Here is a 24,020-nt window from a genome sequence, read left to right as displayed (position 1 = left end):
CTGAACGCCCCATGGATAAATTATTCGTAATTGCAATAGGCGGCACAGGGATGCGCTGCTTGGAATCTTTCACCCACCTCTGTGGGATCGGAATGTTCGATAATCAGGAAATAGAAATATTAACATTAGATACAGACCAGAACAATGGCAACAAAGGCCGTGTAGAAGAGTTGATTGCGGTTTACAACCGAATTAAATCTACTGATGTGGCTGCTGGCGGAACTCCGAATGCCAATACTTTCTTCTCTGCCAAATTAAATTTACACCGCTTTTTTACCAACTATTCTGGATTAGGGCGCGAGACTTATAAAAACATTTCCAAAATTACCACAGGTACGCCAGCGCAACAGAAAGCCAATAAATTAATCTCCGATCTGTTTCTGGATGCGGCTTCGGTACAAGAATTTGCTTTGGAACATGGTTACCGTGCGCAAACCCACCTGGGTTCGATGTTAATGTACCATGGAATTGTAGAGGCAGCCAGAAATCTGGTAAAGGGTACTGCGGTACAATCTCAGGAAAGAGAATTGGATGGTTTCATCACTAAAATGGAAAGTGCCGGGGCAAATGCCAGGGTGTTTATTTTCGGCTCAGTATTTGGCGGCACTGGCGCATCATCTATTCCGGTTATTCCGAAAGCACTTCAGGATTTCGTTAAAATTCGTTCAAATGGCAACTCCAGCATCGATTTTGCAAAGGCTAAGTTTGGCTCAACCTTATTAACAGAGTATTTCACCTTTGGCAAGCCCGATGATCAGCAAAAGAAAAGCAAGGCAAACAGTGTAATTGCCGATTCCTCTTTCTTTCCAATTAATAGTCAGGCGGCTTTGCAGTTTTATCAAAGCGATCCTACCGTTCAAAAATGCTATAAACTTTTGTATCATATTGGCTGGCCGATAGAAAGTAAAAAGATAGATGGTTACAACTCATCTAATAAAACCATTACCGGTGGCACGGAACAGGTAAATGGCTGCCACATTACAGAACTGCTTTGCGCCTGCGCTGCTTATGATTTTTTTGCCCGTAATGATGGATTTAACAGTGCCAAGGCCGAATATTTGTATAAAGCCGTAGAATTTACAGATAATTCATTCAATTTTTCTTTCGATGATTTTGTTGGAAATGAAAATAAAGCCGGTGAAATCTTTGTTAATAAATTAGGGGCATTTTTCTCATTGGCGCACATCTCGCTTACTAAAAATGGCGCTGCATTTAATGATTCGGGGATTAAAGGGTTTATCAAACAATGTGAAAATCAGAAACTCAATCAATACAGCACCATTTCTGATGCCGAATGCAAAGACATTAACGAATATTTCAAGCTGTTTGCCTATACTTTTAAGGACGCCAAATTCGTTCCAGGTTGGTTATACCAGGTAAGAAATTCAGTGGCACCCGGCAGATTCCTTTTCCACAGCAAAGCCTTTCCAGATAATCAGGCAGAATTAAAAAAATTAGATGTGGGCACTATCTTTCTGGATGAAAAACACCATTGGGCTAAGGGCGGACTCTTTGGCGATCGATACGATACCTTCGTTTCCAAGCTGATTAACACCGATCCAAAGGAGGAACAGAAAGTAAATACCACAAAGGAAAAATTTCTGGCTCATATTTTTAATGCACTCACCATTTCACAAAACTTCGATATAAACTAAAGGAACATGTCAGATAAAAGAATAAAGGCACTGGCTATAAAAGTTCATGCTAAAACAGAACCCAATGGCGTTGAATTTGCATGGGACAAAATCCCCCAGTTAGAAGTTTTCACTAAAAATATTTTAATCCCCGAGATTGCCGTAGATCAGGAAGGAAATTCTTCGGTTAATATTGGAACTATTGTTTCCGGAATACCATCCGTGTTTGCAAGGGCAAACCTGTTCAAAAGTGCATTGGATAATATTCAGGATAAAGATGCAGAAAGTGCAGGCTTAATGCTTTTCTATAAATCGCTGGTGAGTGAATGGAAAGGCTTTATAAGTTGTATAGCTTTAAACTATAAAGATATTGAATCAAATAGAATTCAACTATCTTATTCTGATGGACAAGGATTAAGCACCACAGCAAATATTTATGAACCAGTAGGTGCATTTGGTAATATGTTGTTTGAGCGGCAGCCGCTTTGGTGCGACCAGTCTTTATCAAATAATGCAGATAAGATTCCCGCTATAGATGTAATATCTTATAAAGGAATTGTAGTTGGCGGAACTTCGCCGGATAGTTTTCTTTTTACATCGGTAGCCTATCAAATACAAGAAAAACTGCCTTTTGTAAATGTTCAGAATGGAAAATTTATCGATCCTTTACAATCAGAACTCAACCCGCAGGAACTTTTTAAAATATATGGCTACGCTAAATATATTCTAAAAAACATTGAGAAATTCAGGTTAAATTATTCAGGTCTATCAGAATTGATCAGGCCGGAATATGGGAACATCTCCAGTTGCATTCAAGGTTGGTTAGATGAAATGGTTGTTTATCAGCAACAAAAAGGTTACCCTAAACTAGATCAGGCGGCAGCGCCTGAAGTTGGTACACTATTTACCTACCCATTCAGTATTCTTTTCAATTATTCTACAGAATTATATGGTTCTGAAGGGATTATCTACAGCGAATCCAGAGAGGGTAGTATTGTTTTTGATCCAAAAGACCTTTTGCTTCCTGATACCACGGAAATTGCCCAGATTGATTTCGGACGGCATGGAATGGAAACCAAAGACTATTTAAAAACGAAACCCATTTTACTACTAAGTGCAGAAACCAAAGGCCAGCCGGGCCATTATGCCTATTTTACCTTACCATTAACTCCTTTAGCTTTAAACGTTTTTGGAGCTACGCTCGATGCTTTGGTAGGTTTATCAGAAGCTTCAAATGTAAAATCAAGAATTACCGCTTTATATGATCCGGAAGATAAAGATGGCGAACGTTTAACTGTTAACCTGAAATTATATACGGAAGCCGGAAATGAAATTGTGAAGGAAGTTATTTACAAAGTAACCTCATCCTCTATAGTGGGTAAAGATATTTTAATGTGGCCGAATTTCATTTCTAAGCAATGGAAGAAATATTTTATTTATTCAGAGATTCCACACAATGATGCTAAATTTCAAACCACTCCTTTTATTGGCAATGTGGAAGATGATTTCTTTAGAATTGTACTGGATGAGAAAGGTGTTCCATTATACTTAGCAAACGATGGTAAAGCCGCTAACATTCCAGAAAAATACGGAAACATTAAAGCGCAATTGCACATCGCTTCTAACAATGCAGTGGCCGATAATAAATACAAATACGAAATTTATGAAAGCAATAAGCCGTTTAAAGGAATAAAATTTGCCTACGCTGGTATTGATTGTGGATTTGGTATTATCCGTTATGATGGATCAGGAAATGCACAGTCGTTACCCGTAAACATGCTGAATTCTCCAAAATCACTATCAAAAGCATTTTTGGGTATAGATTTTGGCAGTACCAACTCTTCTATCGCCTATTTTTCTGATACTAAAAATGAGGTTTGTGAAAGCTTAAAACTGAGTAACAAAAGAGTTTCTCTTTTATCAACCGACACTAAAAATAATGATGAAAGGCCAGCAGTAGAAGATGAGATTTTCTTCTTTCAAAATGATGAAATTTTAACCAATTCCATTAAATCTGTTTTAACCATTCATGATTCCCGAAGGGTGGTGAATGATGGCAATGTGCTCAACCATTCACTCATGGCGCAAGCGGTTAAAGGTGGTTTTCCATGTTTTGAAAAAAACCTGCCAATAGAATCTGCTGAAGATAACCGATACATTTTAGGTTATAACAGAATTGGAAAGGCAGAGCTGGTTTATAACATGAAATGGTCTACACAGCCTATTGATAAAAGTTATAAAACAGCCTATCTCAGTTCTTTGCTGCTGCACGTTTATGCGCAGTTATTTATCGAAGGCCATGAACCCCACACCCTTAAATGGTCTTATCCATCATCTATGGGAAAAGAGTTATTAAGTGAATACAGGGCCATTTGGGATTCGCTTAAGGAGATTTCACCCATAGAAAGCGATGTCAAACTGAAAACCTATCCACCGTCTGATTTAGCCGATATTGGCGAAACATCTGGCGCCAGTAGCTGGAGCGCGCCTGTAGCCAGTTCGAGCTGGAACAGTAGCAGTAACGATGCGCCTGTTGCAGGATCTGCCTGGGGTTCACCTTCGGCTACCGGTTCAAATTGGGGAAGCGAGCCGCAACCCGCAGCAAATGGCTGGGCAAGCGAAACACGGAAGCCAACAGCTGTTGTTGATATAAAGACTGAAACAGGGCCTTTAAGGTTCGACTTTAAAAAACTAGGCAATGAAGAATCGCTTTCTGAAGCTTGTGCTGTAGCGAATTACCTGGTGAGACCAAATGGCGGATACTCTATTAATCCAGGCGAACTGGTACTGTGTTTTGATATTGGCGGAAGCACAACAGATATTACAGCGCTGTGCCAAATGGATGGTGGTAAAGCGATGATTAAGCAAAACTCTATCCGCTTTGCTGCCGAAAGAATTGCACAGGCTACTAAGTTTTCGCCAAACTTTAAAACCGTTTTATTGAAAATTTGTGAACGGAAGAGTATTTCCATTCAAGGCTTAAATGCGGGCACTCCGAAATACAACGAAAATACGGCTCCTTATTATTTCGAACAAGTGGTTGATCGGTTAGAAGCGGCAGATTTTGAAGCCTTTTACCTACTCATTGCTGCCGAATGTAAAGAAATGATGAGTGTTAATTTATATGTTACCGGCTTAATTATGTTTTACGCAGGGCAATTGGCTTACAAACTTCGGAATGAAATCTTAAGGTCTGAAGATGCACCGCCCGCAGTTAAAGCCATCCCACCAAAAATTAAAATTGCTTTTGCAGGGAAGGGATCAAGAATTTTCGACTGGTTTGCCGCTGTAAATTCGTCCGCAGCAGAAGATTACTATACCCAAATGTTTATCAGGGGAATGGGCGGAGAAGCAATAGCCAAACAAACGATTAGTCCGATTAGCATTAATCCTTTGAGAATTATTGATATTAATTCCCATCGCGGTACAGACAATGCCGACGTGAAATACGAAGTCTCTAAAGGACTGGCCATCCCAACCAGCATCACCAGTATTCTGGTGCCTACAAATAAGCAGGCCATCGAAATTTTAGGCGAAGAAAACTTCTGTGTGGTTACACCGGCAGGAGAATTTAAATACATCGAAGCTACGAATTCGATTACGCCAGAAATGCTGGAACATATTGGTAATCATTTTATTTGCCTTCCGCCAGATGGCAAACCGCATTGCCCGCGGTTTATGGATTTTGCAGACTTATTCTTTAAAGTTTCATCTGGTATGTTCGGCCTTAAAATGAATGCTTCTGATTTTATGGCTGGCTTCCAGGACATGAATATCGAAAATTACATTAAAGGTGAGCCAGGCTTTATCCGTGCACAAAAACGTAAACATGAAGATCAGAAAGACTTCGATTACGTAGCGCCAATTATCATTTTAGAAGGGATGAAATTCTTCGAAAAACATTTACTTAAAGGCATTCAAAAAACATAGATATGAAGTTTTGTGTGCTGGCGAAAATTTCTAAGCGTACGGTTTCCTTTTGGTATCAATCTGGAAGCGATGCCTTTGCGCCTTTGATGATAAAGGAATCGAACGAGATTCCTTTATATTTCTACGTAAATGGAAACGATTTTCTTTTTGGAGCTGCAGCCCGGGATCTTTTTAACAGGCATGATCCCAATACTTTTGGCCATTATTTCGAAATTATAAAAGACCCGGCTAAGCACTTTACCATTTATGGCAATAAAAAACCTGTAAAACAGCTGCTTTATTATGGGGTAGAGCAATATTTATCCCATTTCCTAAATACCATTCTATATAAAACCGATTCAATAGAGTCTTATCGGCAGCACTTTCCGTTGCGGTTTTTATTTGATCAGGATATTGAAGATAATGAAAAATCGCTGGTAGAAAACCTGTTTCAGGAAGCGGGTTATTTCAACCTGAACCGGATGCAATATAGTGAATCTCTTTTTGAGGTGCTGAGTCAAAAACAGGTTCTGCTACCTAACAAAAGCATTCTTTTATTAAGTGGAATAGATAATGTTCTGTATTTAAGCTTGCATAGAGATAAAAGTGCAGCAGCCATAGGTTTGGTAAAATTGCAGGGGCAAGGCGCAGACCCCAGGGTAAAAATTCTTGCGCAAATGATTGTGGAATACATCACGCTTCAAAACTCCTATTTATCTTTTGAGCAGGATACAGAGGTTGCGGCACTTTTACCCTATTGTGCAAATTTGCTTCAACAGATCGGGCCAATTATTAAAGGAGAAGCGGAGTTAACCGATGGCAAATCTTACTGGTTTATGGTGAAGGAGAAGGAACTGAACGACCGCCTTCATTTTTACTCAAGTGATCAGCTGATTTATGCCGCAATAGATGATTTGTTGGAAGTGAATAGCCTCAAAGTGGAAGAAGTAATGCTCTTACTGGGAACAGCAGAAGTAAGTACCGCTTATTTTCTAAACAAACTTCTGAAGAAATATCAGTATGTGATTGCAGTAAAGCCGACTGATATTAGTGATGCCATGAAAGCGCTTTTCGTTGAAATCGCTGCAGCTAATTATGTCATTCAATCAAAACCGCAGGCACCAATAATGCCAGTAGTGTTGCCATTAACTCGTCCTGCTGTAGCTGTTACATCCCCAGTATCTCCGGCAAAACCGATTTCGAAACCAATACTTCCACCACCTAAATTACCTCCGCCACTGCCTCCAAAAAAAGAGGTTACGACACCAAAAATTCCTGTTGGAATACCAAAACCTCCGGAAATAAAAAATACCCCGGATACCAAAACTAATCCCGTAAAACTACCGCCCTTACCTCCAAAAAAAGGATAAACGGCTTAACTATTTAAACATAATGGCAATACAACTAGAAAAAAGAAAACCGGTATCACTAAATAAAGTGCAATCAGGGTTAAGAAATATTACGGCCGGATTAGGCTGGGATCCAGCTAATGTTAATGGCCATTCAGTTGACCTCGATATCTCGCTGTTTATGTTGGGTGAAAACGGGAAACTCGTGTCGGATGAACACTTCATCTTTTACAACAATGCTTCAAGTCCTGATGGCTCTTCGGTTTATGCAGGAGATAGCAGAGGTGGCGAAGGAGATGGAGATGACGAGGTAATTAAACTTGACTTACTAGCTATCGATGCCCGGGTAGCATTTTTATACTTTTCGGTAACCATTGATAAGAGTGAGGAAAGAGGCCATCATTTTGGACATGTTCAAAATTCCTATATCAACATTAGAAATGCAGCCGATAATGTTATTCTCTGCCAGTTTAAGTTGCAAGACGAATTTACAAACGAAGATTCAGTGGTTTTTGCTTCCATTTCCAGAAATGGTGGCGAATGGAATGTAGAGGCACTTGGCCAGGCATTTTCTGGTGGATTGAACACTTTAGTAGAATTATATCAATAAAAAATATGAGCAGTTTTAACCTAAATAAAGGAGATAGATTCTCCCTTTCCAAGGCGGCGCCTGGATTATCTGTTGTAAAAATCGGAATGGGCTGGGACCCCAATGATGAACCCGGCGGACCAGAATTTGACTTAGATGTTTCCGCATTTTCCATCGGAAGTGACTTCAAAATTCCATCTGACTCTTACTTCACCTTTTATGGTCAGATTAGAATGGGTAATAAAATTGAAGACAAAATTGAAAAAGGATTATTCAGACCCTTCACTGAAGACGGTGCCATTACCGGCGCAATAGATGATCCCGATGGAACAAGAAGCAATGGAGATGATGATGAAGACATGTTTATCGACTTATCAAAAGTGAGCCATAAAATAGAGCAAATCATCGTTTGCTGCACCATTTGTAAATATCCTAACGACAATAAAAAAGACCGACGAACACTTAATCTTAATTTCGGTAGCGTAAACGATTGTTACATCCGGATTGTAGATGAACGTACCGGATCAGAAATCCTCAGGTATAATCTTAAAGACCAATACACCAATGAAGATGCGGTAGAATTTGGTCGCCTATTCCGTTCCGGAGACAGTTGGGAGTTTGAAGCCATGGGCCGTGCACATACCGGAAGCTTGCAGACTTTAGTAGATATGTACACTTAAACTAAAAATTATGGCATTTAATTTAAATAAAAACGAGCCGGCAGAAAAAGCCAGAACTCCATTCAACCTTTCTAAAGGAGAAACGGTTATAGAAACTCCAAAAAGCAAAAACTGGATTATTGGTTTGCTTCTGTTGTTTCTGATCGGCGGGGGCCTTTGGTATTACCTTTCTCCTTCACAAGCAAAGTTGTCTGAAACTATGGCAGCAGGAAACAACACTGCGCTTGATTCTTCTGCGAATGGAAAGCCTTCAGATAAAGGCATTGTTGCTGATGGCAATGCAGATACAGCTGGGCCGGAAATAAATCCGAAAGATTTAAATATCACTGAGCCGGAAGCGATAAAGCCGGAAAAGAAAAGTTCGTTACAGCCGCTGTTCAATAATAAAGTGGCCGCTACATTTGCACAAGGGTCTAGTGCTTTTGCAGGCAGAAATACTTTAATAATTAAAAAACTTATTAAATATCTGGCAGCAAACCCAAAAGTTTCAATTACCGTTAATGGCTACGCCAGCAGCGATGGACCGCTAGCTGCAAATGAGCAAATTGCGCAAAACAGGGCAGATGCATTTAAGCAATATTTAGTGGCGCAAAATGTTGATGAAAACAGAATCGAAGCATTAGGCAAAGGCATTGAAAATCCTATCGCATCAAACGAAAGTGATGCTGGAAGAAGAAAAAATAGAAGAGTGGAAATTACTATTGAGTAAAAAACTGAGAATTTATTGTGGCAAAGCGAAGAAAGAAACCCGTTAATAATAAAAAAAGGAACATAAGCGATGTGCTGATCATGCTTGGCATTTTATTTACGATCATTCTTTTTTTTATAAAAGTTACCATAGGAAGCGTTGGATGGTTGGGGGTTTTTGCCCCAACCATTACAGCGTTTTTTCTGGTATTTATTCTGTCGGTGTTAAAAACGGTAATCAGAAAAATTTAAGTGCAAAAGAAAGGCTCATTTTTCATAAATGAAAATCAACTTACAAAGTTTTGTTGGCCTTTATTCGGGGAGATATTTCGAAGGTTTATGGTAATATCATGAAACCTATCAAAATTCTTAAGTAAACAGACTTTTGAACTTTCGTAAGTTGATAAATTATTATTTCTAAACGGCTTCTAAGAAAAGTTTTCTTCATCGCATTACTTGTAGTTAAAAAAAAGTTGCGCACATCGCCGGGTTATACTTTCATTCTAAACGGTCAGGCTACGGCTGCATTTTTGCATTTAATGGCTCAGTTTTTTCGCCCCATATCAAGGTGTTTTAGTTCGCTGCCTATTGGAGTCCTATCCCAGTTCTAGTGCAGGATAGTTGCATTTTAAGGCATGTTAAATAAGTTTTGTTACCTGGTAGTTTGAAGAGAAAGATTCAGATAAAACTTATAGCAACTAAAAGAATGGTTATCACTTTCAAAGCACTAAACTTTGGAGAGAAATTACCATTCAGCATCCCAGCGTTTATAATCTTTCATTTTGACAATCCCCGTTCGTCGAGAAATTACAGGCGTTGGTCTGAATGTAACTGATGCTGGTATAATACCAGCAATTTCGCTGCAACGTTTTCCGGTTACTGGCGTCTCATCAGTATAAAAACAATAAGAAATTCTAAAACATACAGTCATGAAAACGATAGCAAAAACATTATTCGCAACAGCATTAACAGCAGTATTATTCACTTCATCAGTGATGACAGCTTTAGCTTCTGATTCGGTACCAGTACCTGTAACATCAGCAACTTCATCTTTAAAAAACATTAACCGGATCTGGGTAAGTGGCAACGTAAAAATTGTACTTACACAAGGTGAAAAAGAAAGTGTAATTGGTGCTGAAAATTACGATGCAACAAAAACATCGGTAAGAAGCAACGGTCAAACCCTTTACATTAACTCCATGGAAACTGGTCTGGTGACGTTGAACATTACCATCAAAGATTTACAAAGAATAGAAGCATACGGTCAATCGATAATTGTAACCAATAACAACTTCGATGTTAAAAACCTTCAATTATTCTTAAACCAAAGTGCCACTGCAAAAATCAAAACTACAGCAGCAAGTTTATATACCATTGTTAAGGAAGATGCCGTATTGAAATTAAATGGCACTGCAGCAGAAAGTACAATGATAGCCAGCAACGCAAAAAATGTAAAACTAGGTGATTTTGTAAGTTTAAAATCAGTATCGTATGCCTCAGAAACCATTATGGATGGAGAAAAAACGGCAATGACTTTATCAAAATAAGAAATTAAGTTACGCTTTTAAATAGCTACAGCTGCCCAGAAGGCAGCTTTTTCTTTTTTATCCATTTGGTTCAAACGCCAAATTCGAACCAAAAAAGATTTATGTTGAAATTATTTTAAGCACAATACAATAATCACTTAAAAATGCCGTCTTTATATGGAGAGCGTTAATTTAGATTAAACGGGAGTCGTCTTAGGATGATTCCCGTTTTCTTTTTCAAAGCCTTTTTGAAAATGCAATAAAGCAAAACGAATAAACCCGAGCTTATTTCGGAAGCACGGGAGGCATGATTTTATTTACCTGTGTGCTAATAGCCCGGAGAAAAGCTTCGAGCGCCCGCTGCTCATCAATGCTAAGGTTTAGTTTTTTCAACATGGCAGACTTCGGCGTTTTTAAAGAATCTGGTATTTTATCTGCCAGTGCGCGTTGTTGCGCTACGGGATTCCCCAGGTTGTAAAATTCGATCACATCGCGAAGGGAAGGAAAATTTCCATGGTGCATCCAGGGGCCTGTAATACTTGTTTCACGCAGCGAGGGTGTTCTAAAAGCACCTACATCTTTCAGTTGCTTCGTTACGTTATAAAGCCCCAGATCTTCAAACCGAGAACCCAGTAAGGCTTGCCCGTCGTTATGGAATTTATTATCACTAAAAAGAGGTGTGTTGTGGCAATTGATGCACCTGGCCTTGGTACGAAAAAGATGAAGGCCTAGCACCTCATCGTCTTTTAAAATCGCTTTATTTCCTTTCACAAATAGGTCAAACCGGCTATTCGTACTGATAATTCCCCGCTCAAAAGTGGCGATGGCTTGTTGAATCTTTTCAAGACTGATTTCTTCATTACCAAAAGCCTGTGCAAATAAGGGTTTGTATCCCGCAATCGCACTGATATTTTTAACCATTACGGTGATGTCCTCATTCATTTCAACATGATCCTGCACCGGAAAACCAGATTGATGCTCCAGGCTCAATGCACGGCCGTCCCAAAACAGCTTATTGTAGAAAGCGGTGTTAAAAATGGTCATGGCATTGCGTTTTCCATTCTGACGATCGTGGCCATAAGCAACTCGCCGTCCATCGCCCCAGCCCAGCTCCGGATCATGACAGGAAGCGCAGGCAATTTGCCGGGAAACAGACAACCGCGGATCAAAAAATAAAATCTTCCCCAGTTTTGCTTTCTCAGCACGATAAGGATTGTTTTTCGGGTAATCAGGCTTGCCTAAAAAACCAATATCTTTGAATCCAGGTCGAGCTTCTTCATCTAAAGTTGCAGCCGGCCATTTTGCCTGATCTCCGCTATAAAGCGTACGCAGTTGATCGATAGTTAAAGGCATATCCTGCAAAAAAGCAGTGCTGATAATAAATGAAAGGATAACGCCAAGTGTGATGATTAATCTTTTCATTTGAATTAAAGGGTTAAAGCTGTTGGGCTTAGTTTATAGGCAAACGTTCTGCTGGTTCCGCCAATGGCCGCCTCATTGAAAATAATATTTAAATCAATTACCTTGGTTACTTCACTATAAGTTCCGCCCCCGCTGATGCCAATTTTAAATGTGCTGGCATCTTGCCTGGTCAGGGTTATATCCTGTGTTTTCACTTTCACAATACCGGTTTTTGCACCATCGAAATCCGGAAAAAACTGCAAAACCTGATCGGCATTAACCTTAACAGTTTTGATATTGGTACTTCCGGTTTGTGTAGCATAAAGCCTCACCATATCAAACATGGCTACGCCGGTATCGCTTACATTTACATTATTAAAGCCGATAAAGGTAGGGTCAGAAACAGAAATGCTGGAAAAATGACTACCAATTCTGGCTGTCCAGGCATTGGTAACCGGATCAAAACGATAAACAAATAGCTGGTAAAAGGCCACGTTTGATTGAAACACCGTTATAGCAGATGAAGAGGGCGTAGTTACAGGTTGATCCGGATAAAGATCTGTTTTATCGGCTGGCTGGTCTTTCTTACAACTCAGAAGAACGGTAATGGCTATGATCAGTATAAATATTTTTTTCATTTTGAATTGAGTTAGTATCCTTGATTTTGAACCATGCTTCTGTTGGCGATAATGGTATTGGATGGAATGGGCATCACCAAGCGGTAATCATCGGCGTTGATATTGCAATTTTGGGAAATGCAATCTATACGAACGATGTTTTTCTTCCTGCGGGCCAGATCATAAAGTAAGTTTCCTTCAAAGGCGAGTTCCTTTCTTCGCTCCAGCAATATGGCGTCAATTAAGGCGTCTTTAGTGGTGAGGTTTAAATTTGCAGCACTGGCATCGCCCCGTCTTCTAATGGCATTTAAATCTGCATTGGCCTGTGTAAAATCAGGTGAAGCTTTTTCTGCTGCGGCTTCAGCGCGAATCAGGTATAATTCTGAAAGCCTTAACACCTTAATTGGCGTTTGCCCGGAAGCACCAGCTGCATATTTTTTAGAAAACAGGTAAGCAACCGAATTAATGGTAATGGGATTAAACATGGTAGCTCCTCTTCTGATGTCGCTTGCACTGTATAAACCGGTAAGGTCTGCTGCGGCGGCATATTGGCGATAAGTAGTATTGCTTAACTCAAAATAGCCACCCAGGCCAGTGCTGTTAAAATTGTTTTCAATAGCAATTTCGAAAATAGATTCACTCGAAGGAATTCTGCCTGTCCAGCTTGCCACATAAGTTGCATTGGTTAACAAGCTGTACTGATTGCTTTTGATGATTTCATCTGCTGTGCTGTAAGCATCATCCCATTTGTTTGCATTCAAATATACTTTAGCCAATAGCGCTTTTGCGGATGATTTTGTGAAGAAGTTCTGCTTCACCGTTCCATTCAAAACTCCTTTATTGGTATCATCAAAACTGCTGATCGCTTCCAGTAAATCGTTAATAATTACCTGATAGGTTTCTGCAACCGATGCCCGTACCGGAGGTGGATCTCCAAAAAGCTGGGGTTTTAAAATCACGGCAATTCCGGGGTAAGAAGCATTAGCAGTGTAGTTAAACGGGCGAGCAAAGATCCGAACCAAATCAAAATGGATCAGGGCACGCAGGCACTTTGCTTCTGCCAGGATTTTCACTTTTTCAAGCGTTGAGCCCTCAGCAGATGGGGTGTAAAAAATGATGTTGTTTACATTATTTAGCTCTTCGTACAAGCTCGAATAAGTCTCGTTCATTGGCGAAAGGATTGGCGTTTGTATCACATTGTACACCTCTTCCAGGCGGTTATTGGTAGTTTTGCTGTACTTAATGTTTCCCGCAAGTAGGTCTGTATAAACCATTGTATTTCTCATGTAATGAGCCTCGGTGAGCAGATCACTATAAGCGCCTGCCAAAGCAGTTTTAGCACCAGGTACATCTTTAAACAAATCAGAAATGGATAATTTATCTGTAGGCTGTTTATCTAATATTTTCTCGCAGGCATTCAGTGTTAAGGCTACGGCAAGGAGTAAAAGGATTATATTTTTATTCATGTTTTGCTGATTAAAGACCAATTTTGATTCCTGCCGTTAAGCCCATAGTTTCCGGATATACAAACCGCCGTTCGGCCACGCCGTTTCTACCTTTTGTTCCGGCATCTTTATATACATAAAAAAGATTATTGCCGTTGGCGAACACGGATAAGTTATTGAGGTGAAGTCTTTTTACGAGTTGACCGGAGAATTTGTAAGCCAATGATACGTTGGAAAGTTTAAGGTAGCTTACATCATAAACATACCTGGATGAATTACTCACGATTACCCTGTTGGTTAATAGGCGGGGGATATCCGTAACATCGCCTGGCTTCTGCCACCTGTCTACCAGGTTTACACTTTGGTTTCGGTTGGCCAGATTTCTACCATCGGCCTCATCGGCATAGTTAAACAATTGGTCTGCACCATAGCTGTAAAGGATATTAAAAGAGAAGCTGATGTTTTTGTATTCGAAATTATTGAAAAAGCCACCTTGAAAGTCTGGAAGTCGATCGCCCAAAACGCTAGTTTCTGTAAGCGGAATCGCATTAATTTCTGTTGCAGATCTGATTTGTCCGCTCGCATCATAAAACTGCTCAAAACCGGTTTCCGGATTTACGCCTGCCCATCTGAAACCATAAATGGCACTCATACTATTGCCTTCCTTTAAGCCATTGGCATCATCCCGAAAGCCATAATTGGAAGCAAAACCATTATTAAAGGAGATGAGTTTATTCTTATTGGTGCCCAGGTTGAAAGAAGTTCGCCAATTGAAATGCTGTTTTTGGATTACAGCTGCACCAATACTTAACTCAAAACCCTGGTTGCGTGTCTTACTGGTATTGGCAGAGATGGTGCTGAATCCGGTTTCTAAAGGTACAATTACCGAGGAGATCATATCGTTGATGGTATTGTTGTAATACTCAGCGGTGATTTGGATTTTATTGAAAAGCTCCACATCAACCCCAAAATTAAGCTTATAATTTTTTTCCCAGCCCAGATCTGGATTTGGAGCTGCACTACCATCGGGGTTAGAAGCAAAGTTGCCCGCATAAGTATTTCCAGATCCTGTTCCAAAATCATACAAGCCTTTAGCAGAATAGTTGCCAATTCTTGAATTACCCGTAGAACCGTAAGTGGTGCGGAGCTTAAGCATGTTTAGTACCCGGTTGTCTCTTAAGAAGTTTTCTTTGGAAATCAACCACGCCAGGCCAACTGATCCGTTTAAGGCCACCTGTTTATCTCCACCAAAAATGGATGATTTATCAATTCTGGCATTTACATTAACATAGTATTTTTTATCCAGGTCATAACCCAGCTGCGAATAATAGGAAACGGTGGCGTTTTCTGATTTTGATGAACCCGATGATTGTGTCGCGGCCCCATTCAATGCACGCACCCGGTCAAATGTGAAGCCTGTACCAGAGCCCCTTAGTAAATTGGTTTCCGTATCTTCCACCTGGGTACCGATTAAAAAGTTAATCGTATTGCTTTTAAAGGTCTTATCATAAGTGGCCTGTAAAAACCCGGTGTAACCCACGTAGTTGCGATCGAAAATTCTTAAACTCCCCCTTACATTATTTCCGGTAGCATTAAGGCCAGAGAGGTATTGCGTTTGTTTATTTTGGTAAGCATTGGCGCCAAACGTTCCGGAAACGGCAATTTCATTGTTGATTTTATAGCGTGCATTGATATTGCCAATAAAATCCATCCCCTGGTTACGGCTTTCATTCTGATCATTAACAGCAAGTGGATTTGGCACGCCCAGAAAATCTGTATAGGTGCCATCGGTAAATGGTGCCAGATTTGGAGGAAGTATAACAGCGCCAAAACTAGAAAGGGTGTTGCTTTTAGTAAAAGTGGGACTCAGGTTAAAACCGATATTAAAGCGTTCGCTAACCTGATGATCAACCTTCAGCCGCGTATAGATTTTGGTCAGATCATTGTTTAAGGAACTCGATTGTTGACTTCTGTAACCTGATGAAAAACGAAAGGTGGTATTTTTAGAACCACCGGAAACATCAATTGCGGCGTTATGGTAAATAGCATTTCTAGAAGTAAGATCCAGCCAGTCTGTATTGGTTGTGGGGCTTCCGGCCTGTTGTGTGGCAAGTGTGGCAGATACATTTCCATTAATATAAGCCTCACGCAGCAAGCTGAAATACTGCGGGCCGCTGAGCCATTTGTATTTATTAATAAATTGCGCAACCCCGGTATCGTAACTAAAGTTCACCGAGGTTCTACCATCTTTACCGCCTTTGGTGGTGATGATGATTACTCCGTTGGCTGCATTGGCACCATAAAGTGCAGATGCTGTCGCATCCTTTAATACCGAAATGGATTTGATATCATCAGGATTGATACTTGACAGGGGATTTAAATAGCTTTCATTATTGAAACTCGAATTTTCATTTCCACGTTGCTGCTCATAAACAGGGATACCATCTACAACATAAAGCGGCTGGCTTGAGGTTGTTCTGGAACCATTAATGTTGGGTAATGAACCCAATCCTCGGATATAGATTTTCACAGGTGTATTCAATTCTGTGGTCGTTTCTACATTTACACCCGCTACCAGGCCCTCCATCATTTTATCAAAACTTTCTATCGGGCGGTCGGTTTGCAGGCGCTCGGCACTTACCTGCGCAATACTCCCCACCACATCTTCCCGTCGCTTATCACGTGTGTAAGAACCGGTTACTACAATCTCATCCATCCCAAAAGCATCACTTTCCATCACCACATTAAAGAAAACTTGTTTGCCAACCTTAACTTCCTGAGATTTCATGCCGATGTAATTAAACACCAACACCGTTTCACCTAAGGTTGCTTCATTGAGTTGATAAATGAACTCGCCTTTGTTATTGGTTACTGCACCTTGCCGGGTTCCTTTGATAAATACGTTTACCCCCGGAATCGGGCTTCCAGTTTCGCGTTCTGTAACCCTTCCGGAGATTGATCTCTTAGGAGCACGTGGTTTTCTGATGCCTTTACGGATGGAGATGGCGTTCCCATTCACCTGAAAATCAATACCTAACTGATCAGAAAGGCTTTTTAAAAGCTCGGTAAGTGTCGAGCTTCCAGTTGAAGACAACTTTTCATCGGTCAGAACTGCACCAGCATCGTAATTGAATTTAAAGCCTGTCTGACTTTCAATATCTGCTAAAACAGCTGGTAGAAGAACCGATTTTCTGTTTAAAGTAACTTTAATTTTATCCGGGTTTTTCGTCTGGCCGAAGCCATCAACATAACTGGCCATCACCAGCAAAAGGAGCATAAATAAATAACAGGGGAAAGCTTTCTTCATCTTTTATTTAAGAATTATAGTTTGTTTGTCTTGACTGAATTTTAAATTTCTGGCGAAACATAGGTTTTTAACAATGCTGAGGTAATCGGTGTTGTTAAATGTTCCGGTGTAATCCCAAGGACCTGAATCACTGTTGTCGATCAGTGTTATCCCGTAAGTATTTTTGATTCTTAGTGCAATCTCCTCAAAACCAGCATTTTTAAAGATCAGGCTTCCTGTTTTCCACGCAATCTCGTCATCGGCGTGAATGCTTTGTACGCTTAAGAGATGGTTGCCTTTATTGATAACAGCTTTTTGGTTCGGTAGTAAATGTACTTCCCTGGAATTTTGTCCGGTGTTAACAGCTACACTTCCTTCCATTAGTGCGATTATGGTATTTTTACGCTCCGGGTAAGCATTGATGTTAAACTTGGTTCCATAAACAGTGGTTTTGGTAGCTCCGGCGGCAACAACAAACTGCCGCGTACTATCTTTGGAAACCTCAAAAAATGCCTCTCCAACCAAAGAAACCAATCGCTTATTCCCCTGGAATTTTTTAGGGTATTTCAATAAGCTATTGGCATTCAAGGTTATTTTAGTCCCATCACTTAAAGAAACAATCAACATCTTGCCACTACTGGTTTTTCTGGTGATGTAGGTTTGCGGCTGGTTAGAACCTGTCCTAATGAGAAAAAATACGCCACCAAAAACAACGACTAGCAGAACAGCCATAGAGGCAAGCCAGAATCTTAAGGCAAGCTTGCCGCGCTTGGGTTTTACAGGCAGTTCTGGAGCAGAGTTGGATTCGAGAAATTGATTAAAACGTTCAAATTCAAGATGCAATTCTTCATCAGGCAACCTTAGATATAAAGCGGCTAATAATTGTTCTGCATTATAGATTTCGTCCAGCTTTTCAGGATGATGACTAATCCATTCTTCCCAGAACTTTACAGCGGCTCCGTCACTTTCCAGGTAATAAGCATTGAAGGATTCATCGGCAGCAAAATCTGCTGCTCGATAAGAATGATAATCCATATCGGTTTATAAATAGATGTTTGTTCGGTTTACTTTAGACAAGAGATGGAAAGCCGCCTTTTTTACCAGAAAAAATGCAAAATATTTTAAATAAATTTAAAGAATCCTGTAAATCAAGGCTTAAGCTTCGCTCGATGGGCGCTTCAGGCCGATGCGTAAGCTGCTTAACGCCATGTGTACATGGTTGTATATGGTCCTGGGTTTTAAGTGCAGTTGCGCAGCGATAGCCTCATAACTCAAGCCCTGATAAAATTTCATGGAAATAATATCTCTTTGCATGGGTGTAAGCTTATTAATGGCGCTCCAGATCTGCAGCTTTTGTTCCTCGAAATATTGAGATTCGATGAGCAGTTGCTCGTAAGCGTATTCTGTTAACAAAGAAATTTCTGGCTGATTTTCTATTTTTTCAACCTGCTGATCGCACTTAATTTGTTTCAGTACCAGATTGCGAATGGATGTTTTAAGATAAGCTTTTACCTGAACAACCTCACTCAGCGTTTTCCGGTTATCCCATAGCTCACAAAAAAGTTCATGAATAATATCTTTCACCTTTTCCTTATCAGGAAGGATCCGAAAGGCATGGGCATAAAGTTCCTGATAGCAATCCTGATAAAGGGTTTTCATTGCTGTGGTACTGCCATTTCGAATACTTTGCCAAAGATCAGCTTGCATGTGCTAAAACATTGTCTCATCCTAAATGATTAAGATGAACTCATTTTAAAATAGATAATATATGATGTTTTGCTAGCAGGATGTTACCGAGCGGCTAAGATACAAGAATTGATTAGATAATTACATGCGTTGCTGCTTGCCCTGATTTTTTAAGGATTTATAACTGACAATTTGGACAGATTTAAGCTCAGTTTTCAAAGTGCTCATTAATCTCTCAAACCGATATTTCACGGCTGATGACAAATTCTAAAAGCTTTTACCTAAGCGCATGTGTTTCAAAATTCTCCGGACTTAACTTTTTAATCTGCTCATGTATTTTTAGATAAATTTCTTTAATCAGTGCTTTATCATCTATAATCAATAACAATTTAATGCGCTTACCACTTAAAGGTGCCAGATAAATTGAATCTCCGATCCAGGTTGACTCTTGTAATGAGACGTATGATAGCTCTTTATAAGCCGTAAAGCACCAGTCATCAGCAAAGTAAACCGACAGGGCGTTTAAGCCCCCTCCCTTAGAATGAGAATACCATTTGATAGGCTTATTATAAACGCCTGTTGGGGTTAATTTAAGTTGTATGACAGAAGATCTCTTTCTATAAAAAGTGATTGCCAGGTAGAAAAAGTAAACTCCAGCAAAAACAAACAAGAGCAGTGGAATAATTGCAAATCCTTCTACCACAGGCATTCCTAAGCCTGCCAGCATCAGTAACAAAGAACCAATCAGGCCAAAACCAAAGGCGAACATCTTCACCCGCCGCTCTTCAACATAAACCAACTCTATATTTTCCTCTGCCACACTGCTCTGGCTGCGATATTTGTTTTTAATCAGCATGAACCCGTAAATGGCAATACAAACTGCAAATACGATAAAGATAAGAAGGATTGAGAGGGTTGGCATTTTTTAAATGTTTAGGATATAACTAAGTTGTTGACCTATTGTTTGCCTCAGCATAAACCAATCCTTCATTACCCTATTTTAACATGGCTTGATAAAAAGGATAAAGTTCATTTGCCAGAATTTCATGATCGGCCACACTCGGGTGGCTGGTACAACCATGAGGATCCATCGGTTTAAAAAAAAATGTTTTCACTTCCTTATCTTTTGGATACAAGGCATCAACATGGTTTTTAATCTCCATAAGTAATTTCTCAAACACCTCTTGTTGTGCGCCCTTCACCATCGGGCTACTTAATACTGCAATCTGAGCCTTGGGATATTTAGATTTGATTAGCTGAATAAATTTTACGTAACGGGTAACAAACACCTCATTATCAAAAGGACTTCTAACCGATTTACCATCGCCCGTACTAAAATCATTAGTGCCTAAAGCAATGCTTACAATCTTTGGGCTATAGGTGTTAAAATTCCACTTTTGCTTGCTGTCGACATGGAAATCCAGGTTTTCATATACATCGGGCATTGACGGGCCATCCGCATTCCAAACCCTGTAAATTCCGATACCGCTTACACTGCTCATTAAGTAATTCGCTCCTAACTTTCTGGCTACTCTTGGTCCGTAAGCCATGTAGGCGTTGTGTTGATCATGATAATCGCCCGTTCCGCAAGGATATTCGCTATCATCAGCAGCAGCGCCGCAGGTAATGCTGTTGCCAATAAATTCGATCAGTGGTGCTTTAGCTACCGAAATTGCCTTCGCTTTTTTCGCCACAATATCGCCAATTACAATAGCACCAGTATGTGCTTCCGTTGCCTTGTATATCCAGATGGTATGTTCACCGTTTCCTGCTGCTTTGATAATTACAGGCCCAGGTTTTTTTCCATCTATCCGAATCCGATTTTGGTACACGCCGTCTATTTCATATTGTAAATAATTATGTGCCCAGGCATCCGGCACATCGGCAAAGATGACGCAACTATCTCCGCTAAACTTAAATCCAAAGTGTGCTGCAGAACTGATCAGTTCCAGCTTTTTTGCTGCATTGATTATTGTTCTGCCAAAAGGTTTAAGTGCTGCAGCATGGAGCGTATCGGTACCCTTATTCAGGTTAATTGCCCAGGTAGCATTAAATACAAAAAAGGACAGGACAAGTAGGGAAAGAATTTTAATTTTCATTGGTTAGCAGGTTTCGATTCACAAGATATATAATTTAAAAAACGAAACCGCCTAACGATAAAAAACTATCAACTAATGCTTAAAAAGTATGAAACTATTGTACCGAAGACCTTTACTTTAGTTTATTGAAACCAAATGTTCTTGCTTTCCATTCTACCAGTGGCCAGCTAAGCTAAAATCTATGAGAAAACACACCTCCTTACTTACTACAGTGGCGATTTTATGGTCACTTCCATTTTTCAGTTTTTCGCAGAATCCACACTATCAAAAAACAAATCAGGGCATCATTGTTCGTCCGGAATTGAATGCTGCAAACGTTGGAAAACAGATTAAAATAGACGTGATTACGGATCAGATTATCCATACCGTAATTTCTCCAAAAGATGAATTTTCAACCGAACCAAGTTTAATGGTGCTTCCGGTTAAAGCCAGTGCTGATTGGGCGGTAACCGAAAATCAAGATCAGGTTCAGCTTAAAACCAGGCTGCTGCTGGTTAAGGTAGATGTTAAAACTGGCCAGATTCAATATCAGCACCTGGATGGTCAAAATATTCTGGAAGAAAAAAAGGAAACATTGAGGTCGTTTAGTGCTGTTTCCAATAATGGAGAAGCCAGTTATCAGATCACACAAACCTTCAATTCTCCTTCTGATGAAGCACTTTATGGCTTAGGTCAGCATCAGGATGACATGATGAATTACAAAGGGAAACAGGTAATGCTGCAGCAATACAATACTGATGTTGCCATTCCTTTTTTACTCAGCAACAAAAATTATGGCATTTTGTGGGATAATTATTCCATCACGAAAGTGGGTGATGTGAGGGATTATCAACCACTTTCCAGCCTTAAGCTATTTTCTAAAGACGGTGATCAGGGTTGGTTAACGGCAACATACACCGATCAGAAAAACGATAAAAAATTAATTCAAAGAGCCGAGTCAGAGATCAGTTATTCCTTTTTAAGTGATATGAAAAAATTTCCAGACAGCTTCGAACTGGCTGATGGAATAGTAAAGTGGGAAGGTAAAATCTCTTCAGGTTCCGCTGGTCTGCACCAGTTTAGCGTGAAATATGCAGGCTACATCAAGATATGGATTAACGGAGAACTATTGGTAGATAAGTGGCGGCAGGCTTGGAATCCGGGCTCGGCCGTTGTGGGTGCCGAAATGCAGAAAGATAAAAAGTATGATTTTAAAATCGAGTGGATTCCGGATGGTGGCGAATCCTACCTGGCAGTTAAATGCCTGGTTCCGGTATCCAAAGCAGCAACAGATCAATATGCCTTTTCTTCTGAAGCAGGAGATGAAATCAACTACTATTTTGTTTCTGGCGCTAACGCTGATGAAGTGATCAGTGGCTACAGAAAGCTCACAGGCAAGGCTGTTTTAATGCCAAAATGGGCAATGGGTTTCTGGCAAAGCCGGGAAAGGTATAAAACACAGGAAGAACTTTTAGATGTGGTGAAGGAGTATCGGGCGCGTAAAATCCCATTGGATAATATTGTGCTCGACTGGCAATACTGGAGACCAGATAGCTGGGGAACGCATGAGTTTGACAAATCTCGTTTCCCGGATGCAGATGCGATGATTAAGGCCCTGCACGATACCTACCACACCCGCCTGATGGTATCTGTTTGGCCAAAGTTTTATAGCGGCAATGCCAACTATGACCTGATGAATAAAAATGGCTTTTTGTATAAACGCAACATAGCCGATGGTAGAAAAGACTGGCTTGGTTTCCCTTCTACGTTTTATGATGCTTTTAACCCGAAAGCCAGAAGCTTATTCTGGAGTTTGATGAACAAATCGCTTTATACCAAAGGTGTAGATGCCTGGTGGATGGATGCCACAGAACCAGATATTCATTCTAATTTACCTGTAGAGGAACGCAAGGAAATTATGAACCCTAATTTTTTAGGCTCGGCAACTAAATATTTTAATGCCTTCCCTTTACAAAATTCTAAAGGGGTTTATGAAGGGCAGCGGGGAGCCAACCCCAACGACCGCGTATTTATTTTAACACGGTCGGCTTATGGCGGTTTGCAACGTTATGCAGCAGCAACCTGGAGTGGCGACATTGCCTCGAGATGGGAAGATATGAAATCGCAAATTGCGGCGGGTATTAACTTTTCTTTATCTGGTTTGCCTTATTGGACGATGGATATTGGTGGTTTTTCTGTAGAACGCCGCTACGAAAAACCAAATGCTGCCAATCTTGTAGAATGGCGTGAACTGAATACCAGGTGGTATCAGTTTGGTGCTTTTGTGCCCTTGTTCAGATCACATGGTCAGTTCCCTTTCCGGGAAATATATAACATCGCACCGCCAGAACATGCCGCTTATAAAAGTATGTTATTCTATAACAAATTGCGCTACCGCTTAATGCCCTATATTTATTCACTGGCAGGAAACGCCTATCAAAAGGACCATACCATAATGCGGGGCTTGATGATGGATTATGCATCAGATCCAAGGGTGAACAACATTGGAGATCAATATCTTTTTGGCCCTTCATTAATGATCAATCCCGTTTATCAATATGGTGCAACCAGTAGAAAAGTTTATTTACCCGGGCAAAACGGCTGGTACGATTTGTACACAGGTACTTATGTTAAAGGTGAACAAACCATTATTGCAAAGGCACCCTATAGCCAAATGCCTGTTTATGTAAAAGCAGGGTCCATTATTCCTTACGGTCCGGAAATTCAATATACCGCAGAGAAACCTGCTGATCCCATTACCCTTTACGTTTATACTGGTCAGGATGCGGCATTTACCCTTTATGAAGATGATGGCACAAGTTATGGCTATGAAAAAGGTGCATTTACAACCATTGACTTAAAATATAGTGAAAGCGATAAAACACTGACGATTGCAGATCGAAAAGGCAGTTTCCAAGGCATGCTGAAAAATAGAACTTTCCGCATCATCCTGATTACGCCTAAGAAAGCAAAGCCATTAGATTTTAATCAGACACCAGATAAATCACTTCAATATTCTGGTAAGCAAATCACTGTTAAATTTTAAGCAGGCAATGCCTAATGGGTACCTGAATGTTATTGCTATTGTGTGGTAGCTTTACTTCGGCGCAGGCTCCACAAAGGATTTTTTAAA

At 40.2% G+C, this 24,020-nt stretch carries 17 protein-coding genes; 8 read left to right on the top strand and 9 right to left on the bottom strand.

The window, feature by feature from the left end; all coding sequences use genetic code 11:
- The first annotated feature begins 11 nt into the window (after nucleotides 1-11).
- From SOM16_RS08940 to SOM16_RS08915, 6 genes are read left to right on the top strand one after another with little or no spacing between them, the layout of a single operon-like run.
- The gene (locus SOM16_RS08940) at nucleotides 12-1,655 is read left to right on the top strand and encodes a hypothetical protein (protein WP_320463660.1); all 1,644 of its coding nucleotides are present in this window, start codon (nucleotides 12-14) and stop codon (nucleotides 1,653-1,655) included.
- Nucleotides 1,656-1,661: 6 nt separating this feature from the next.
- A complete protein-coding gene (locus SOM16_RS08935) occupies nucleotides 1,662-5,564 on the top strand; it encodes a hypothetical protein (RefSeq protein ID WP_320463659.1) in 3,903 nt (1,300 codons plus the stop codon).
- Between the two features lie 2 nt (nucleotides 5,565-5,566).
- The gene (locus SOM16_RS08930; RefSeq protein ID WP_320463658.1) at nucleotides 5,567-6,913 is read left to right on the top strand and encodes a hypothetical protein; all 1,347 of its coding nucleotides are present in this window, start codon (nucleotides 5,567-5,569) and stop codon (nucleotides 6,911-6,913) included.
- Nucleotides 6,914-6,935: 22 nt separating this feature from the next.
- Nucleotides 6,936-7,502 carry a TerD family protein gene (locus tag SOM16_RS08925; protein WP_320463657.1) on the top strand — a complete coding sequence of 189 codons (567 nt, stop codon included), beginning with the start codon at nucleotides 6,936-6,938 and terminating at the stop codon, nucleotides 7,500-7,502.
- A 5-nt stretch (nucleotides 7,503-7,507) separates the two neighbouring features.
- On the top strand, nucleotides 7,508-8,161 hold the full coding sequence (locus SOM16_RS08920) for a TerD family protein (protein ID WP_320463656.1): 654 nt from the start codon (nucleotides 7,508-7,510) through the stop codon (nucleotides 8,159-8,161).
- Nucleotides 8,162-8,171: 10 nt separating this feature from the next.
- The gene (locus SOM16_RS08915; RefSeq protein WP_320463655.1) at nucleotides 8,172-8,870 is read left to right on the top strand and encodes an OmpA family protein; all 699 of its coding nucleotides are present in this window, start codon (nucleotides 8,172-8,174) and stop codon (nucleotides 8,868-8,870) included.
- A 723-nt stretch (nucleotides 8,871-9,593) separates the two neighbouring features.
- On the opposite strand, the gene SOM16_RS08910 is transcribed toward SOM16_RS08915, so the two are convergent.
- Complete coding sequence (locus SOM16_RS08910) at nucleotides 9,594-9,779, bottom strand: hypothetical protein (RefSeq protein ID WP_320463654.1); 186 nt, start codon at nucleotides 9,777-9,779, stop codon at nucleotides 9,594-9,596.
- Between SOM16_RS08910 and SOM16_RS08905 the strand changes: the two genes are divergently transcribed.
- Nucleotides 9,778-10,395, top strand: a complete 618-nt coding sequence (locus SOM16_RS08905; RefSeq protein WP_320463653.1) for a GIN domain-containing protein — start codon at nucleotides 9,778-9,780, stop codon at nucleotides 10,393-10,395. The two genes, SOM16_RS08910 and SOM16_RS08905, sit on opposite strands and share 2 nt — an antisense overlap.
- A 264-nt stretch (nucleotides 10,396-10,659) precedes the next feature.
- Here SOM16_RS08905 and SOM16_RS08900 read toward each other — a convergent pair whose 3' ends face one another.
- From SOM16_RS08900 to SOM16_RS08865, 8 genes are all read right to left on the bottom strand, one after another.
- Complete coding sequence (locus SOM16_RS08900; RefSeq protein ID WP_320463652.1) at nucleotides 10,660-11,796, bottom strand: cytochrome-c peroxidase; 1,137 nt, start codon at nucleotides 11,794-11,796, stop codon at nucleotides 10,660-10,662.
- Nucleotides 11,797-11,801: 5 nt separating this feature from the next.
- Nucleotides 11,802-12,413 carry a hypothetical protein gene (locus SOM16_RS08895; RefSeq protein WP_320463651.1) on the bottom strand — a complete coding sequence of 204 codons (612 nt, stop codon included), beginning with the start codon at nucleotides 12,411-12,413 and terminating at the stop codon, nucleotides 11,802-11,804.
- A gap of 11 nt (nucleotides 12,414-12,424) precedes the next feature.
- Entirely contained in the window at nucleotides 12,425-13,858 is a 1,434-nt protein-coding gene (locus tag SOM16_RS08890; protein WP_320463650.1) for a RagB/SusD family nutrient uptake outer membrane protein, read from the bottom strand.
- A 10-nt stretch (nucleotides 13,859-13,868) separates the two neighbouring features.
- Nucleotides 13,869-17,144 carry a SusC/RagA family TonB-linked outer membrane protein gene (locus SOM16_RS08885; RefSeq protein WP_320463649.1) on the bottom strand — a complete coding sequence of 1,092 codons (3,276 nt, stop codon included), beginning with the start codon at nucleotides 17,142-17,144 and terminating at the stop codon, nucleotides 13,869-13,871.
- A 3-nt stretch (nucleotides 17,145-17,147) separates the two neighbouring features.
- Nucleotides 17,148-18,158 carry a FecR family protein gene (locus SOM16_RS08880; protein ID WP_320463648.1) on the bottom strand — a complete coding sequence of 337 codons (1,011 nt, stop codon included), beginning with the start codon at nucleotides 18,156-18,158 and terminating at the stop codon, nucleotides 17,148-17,150.
- Between the two features lie 120 nt (nucleotides 18,159-18,278).
- Nucleotides 18,279-18,830, bottom strand: coding sequence for an RNA polymerase sigma factor (locus SOM16_RS08875; protein ID WP_320463647.1), 552 nt, complete (start codon nucleotides 18,828-18,830; stop codon nucleotides 18,279-18,281).
- 256 nt (nucleotides 18,831-19,086) lie between these two features.
- Complete coding sequence (locus tag SOM16_RS08870) at nucleotides 19,087-19,731, bottom strand: hypothetical protein (RefSeq protein WP_320463646.1); 645 nt, start codon at nucleotides 19,729-19,731, stop codon at nucleotides 19,087-19,089.
- A 73-nt stretch (nucleotides 19,732-19,804) separates the two neighbouring features.
- Nucleotides 19,805-20,908, bottom strand: coding sequence for an SGNH/GDSL hydrolase family protein (locus tag SOM16_RS08865; protein WP_320463645.1), 1,104 nt, complete (start codon nucleotides 20,906-20,908; stop codon nucleotides 19,805-19,807).
- A 181-nt stretch (nucleotides 20,909-21,089) separates the two neighbouring features.
- Here SOM16_RS08865 and SOM16_RS08860 point away from each other — a divergent pair, with 181 nt between their 5' ends.
- Nucleotides 21,090-23,933: a TIM-barrel domain-containing protein gene (locus SOM16_RS08860; RefSeq protein WP_320463644.1), complete on the top strand. Its 2,844-nt coding sequence runs from the start codon at nucleotides 21,090-21,092 to the stop codon at nucleotides 23,931-23,933.
- Nucleotides 23,934-24,020: the final 87 nt, after the last annotated feature.

The sequence above is a fragment of the Pedobacter sp. CFBP9032 genome, assembly GCF_034045265.1.
Classification (GTDB): domain Bacteria; phylum Bacteroidota; class Bacteroidia; order Sphingobacteriales; family Sphingobacteriaceae; genus Pedobacter.
Note: the sequence above shows the minus strand (reverse complement) of the source record. Positions and strands in the feature narration are given on the sequence as shown.

What these genes read in the sequence shown, in the direction of transcription:
- SOM16_RS08940 (WP_320463660.1), top strand. Translation starts at nt 12, where the DNA reads ATGGATAAATTATTCGTAATTGCAATAGGCGGCACAGGGATGCGCTGC.
- SOM16_RS08935 (WP_320463659.1), top strand. Translation starts at nt 1,662, where the DNA reads ATGTCAGATAAAAGAATAAAGGCACTGGCTATAAAAGTTCATGCTAAA.
- SOM16_RS08930 (WP_320463658.1), top strand. Translation starts at nt 5,567, where the DNA reads ATGAAGTTTTGTGTGCTGGCGAAAATTTCTAAGCGTACGGTTTCCTTT.
- SOM16_RS08925 (WP_320463657.1), top strand. Translation starts at nt 6,936, where the DNA reads ATGGCAATACAACTAGAAAAAAGAAAACCGGTATCACTAAATAAAGTG.
- SOM16_RS08920 (WP_320463656.1), top strand. Translation starts at nt 7,508, where the DNA reads ATGAGCAGTTTTAACCTAAATAAAGGAGATAGATTCTCCCTTTCCAAG.
- SOM16_RS08915 (WP_320463655.1), top strand. Translation starts at nt 8,172, where the DNA reads ATGGCATTTAATTTAAATAAAAACGAGCCGGCAGAAAAAGCCAGAACT.
- SOM16_RS08905 (WP_320463653.1), top strand. Translation starts at nt 9,778, where the DNA reads ATGAAAACGATAGCAAAAACATTATTCGCAACAGCATTAACAGCAGTA.
- SOM16_RS08910 (WP_320463654.1), bottom strand. Translation starts at nt 9,779, where the DNA reads ATGACTGTATGTTTTAGAATTTCTTATTGTTTTTATACTGATGAGACG.
- SOM16_RS08900 (WP_320463652.1), bottom strand. Translation starts at nt 11,796, where the DNA reads ATGAAAAGATTAATCATCACACTTGGCGTTATCCTTTCATTTATTATC.
- SOM16_RS08895 (WP_320463651.1), bottom strand. Translation starts at nt 12,413, where the DNA reads ATGAAAAAAATATTTATACTGATCATAGCCATTACCGTTCTTCTGAGT.
- SOM16_RS08890 (WP_320463650.1), bottom strand. Translation starts at nt 13,858, where the DNA reads ATGAATAAAAATATAATCCTTTTACTCCTTGCCGTAGCCTTAACACTG.
- SOM16_RS08885 (WP_320463649.1), bottom strand. Translation starts at nt 17,144, where the DNA reads ATGAAGAAAGCTTTCCCCTGTTATTTATTTATGCTCCTTTTGCTGGTG.
- SOM16_RS08880 (WP_320463648.1), bottom strand. Translation starts at nt 18,158, where the DNA reads ATGGATTATCATTCTTATCGAGCAGCAGATTTTGCTGCCGATGAATCC.
- SOM16_RS08875 (WP_320463647.1), bottom strand. Translation starts at nt 18,830, where the DNA reads ATGCAAGCTGATCTTTGGCAAAGTATTCGAAATGGCAGTACCACAGCA.
- SOM16_RS08870 (WP_320463646.1), bottom strand. Translation starts at nt 19,731, where the DNA reads ATGCCAACCCTCTCAATCCTTCTTATCTTTATCGTATTTGCAGTTTGT.
- SOM16_RS08865 (WP_320463645.1), bottom strand. Translation starts at nt 20,908, where the DNA reads ATGAAAATTAAAATTCTTTCCCTACTTGTCCTGTCCTTTTTTGTATTT.
- SOM16_RS08860 (WP_320463644.1), top strand. Translation starts at nt 21,090, where the DNA reads ATGAGAAAACACACCTCCTTACTTACTACAGTGGCGATTTTATGGTCA.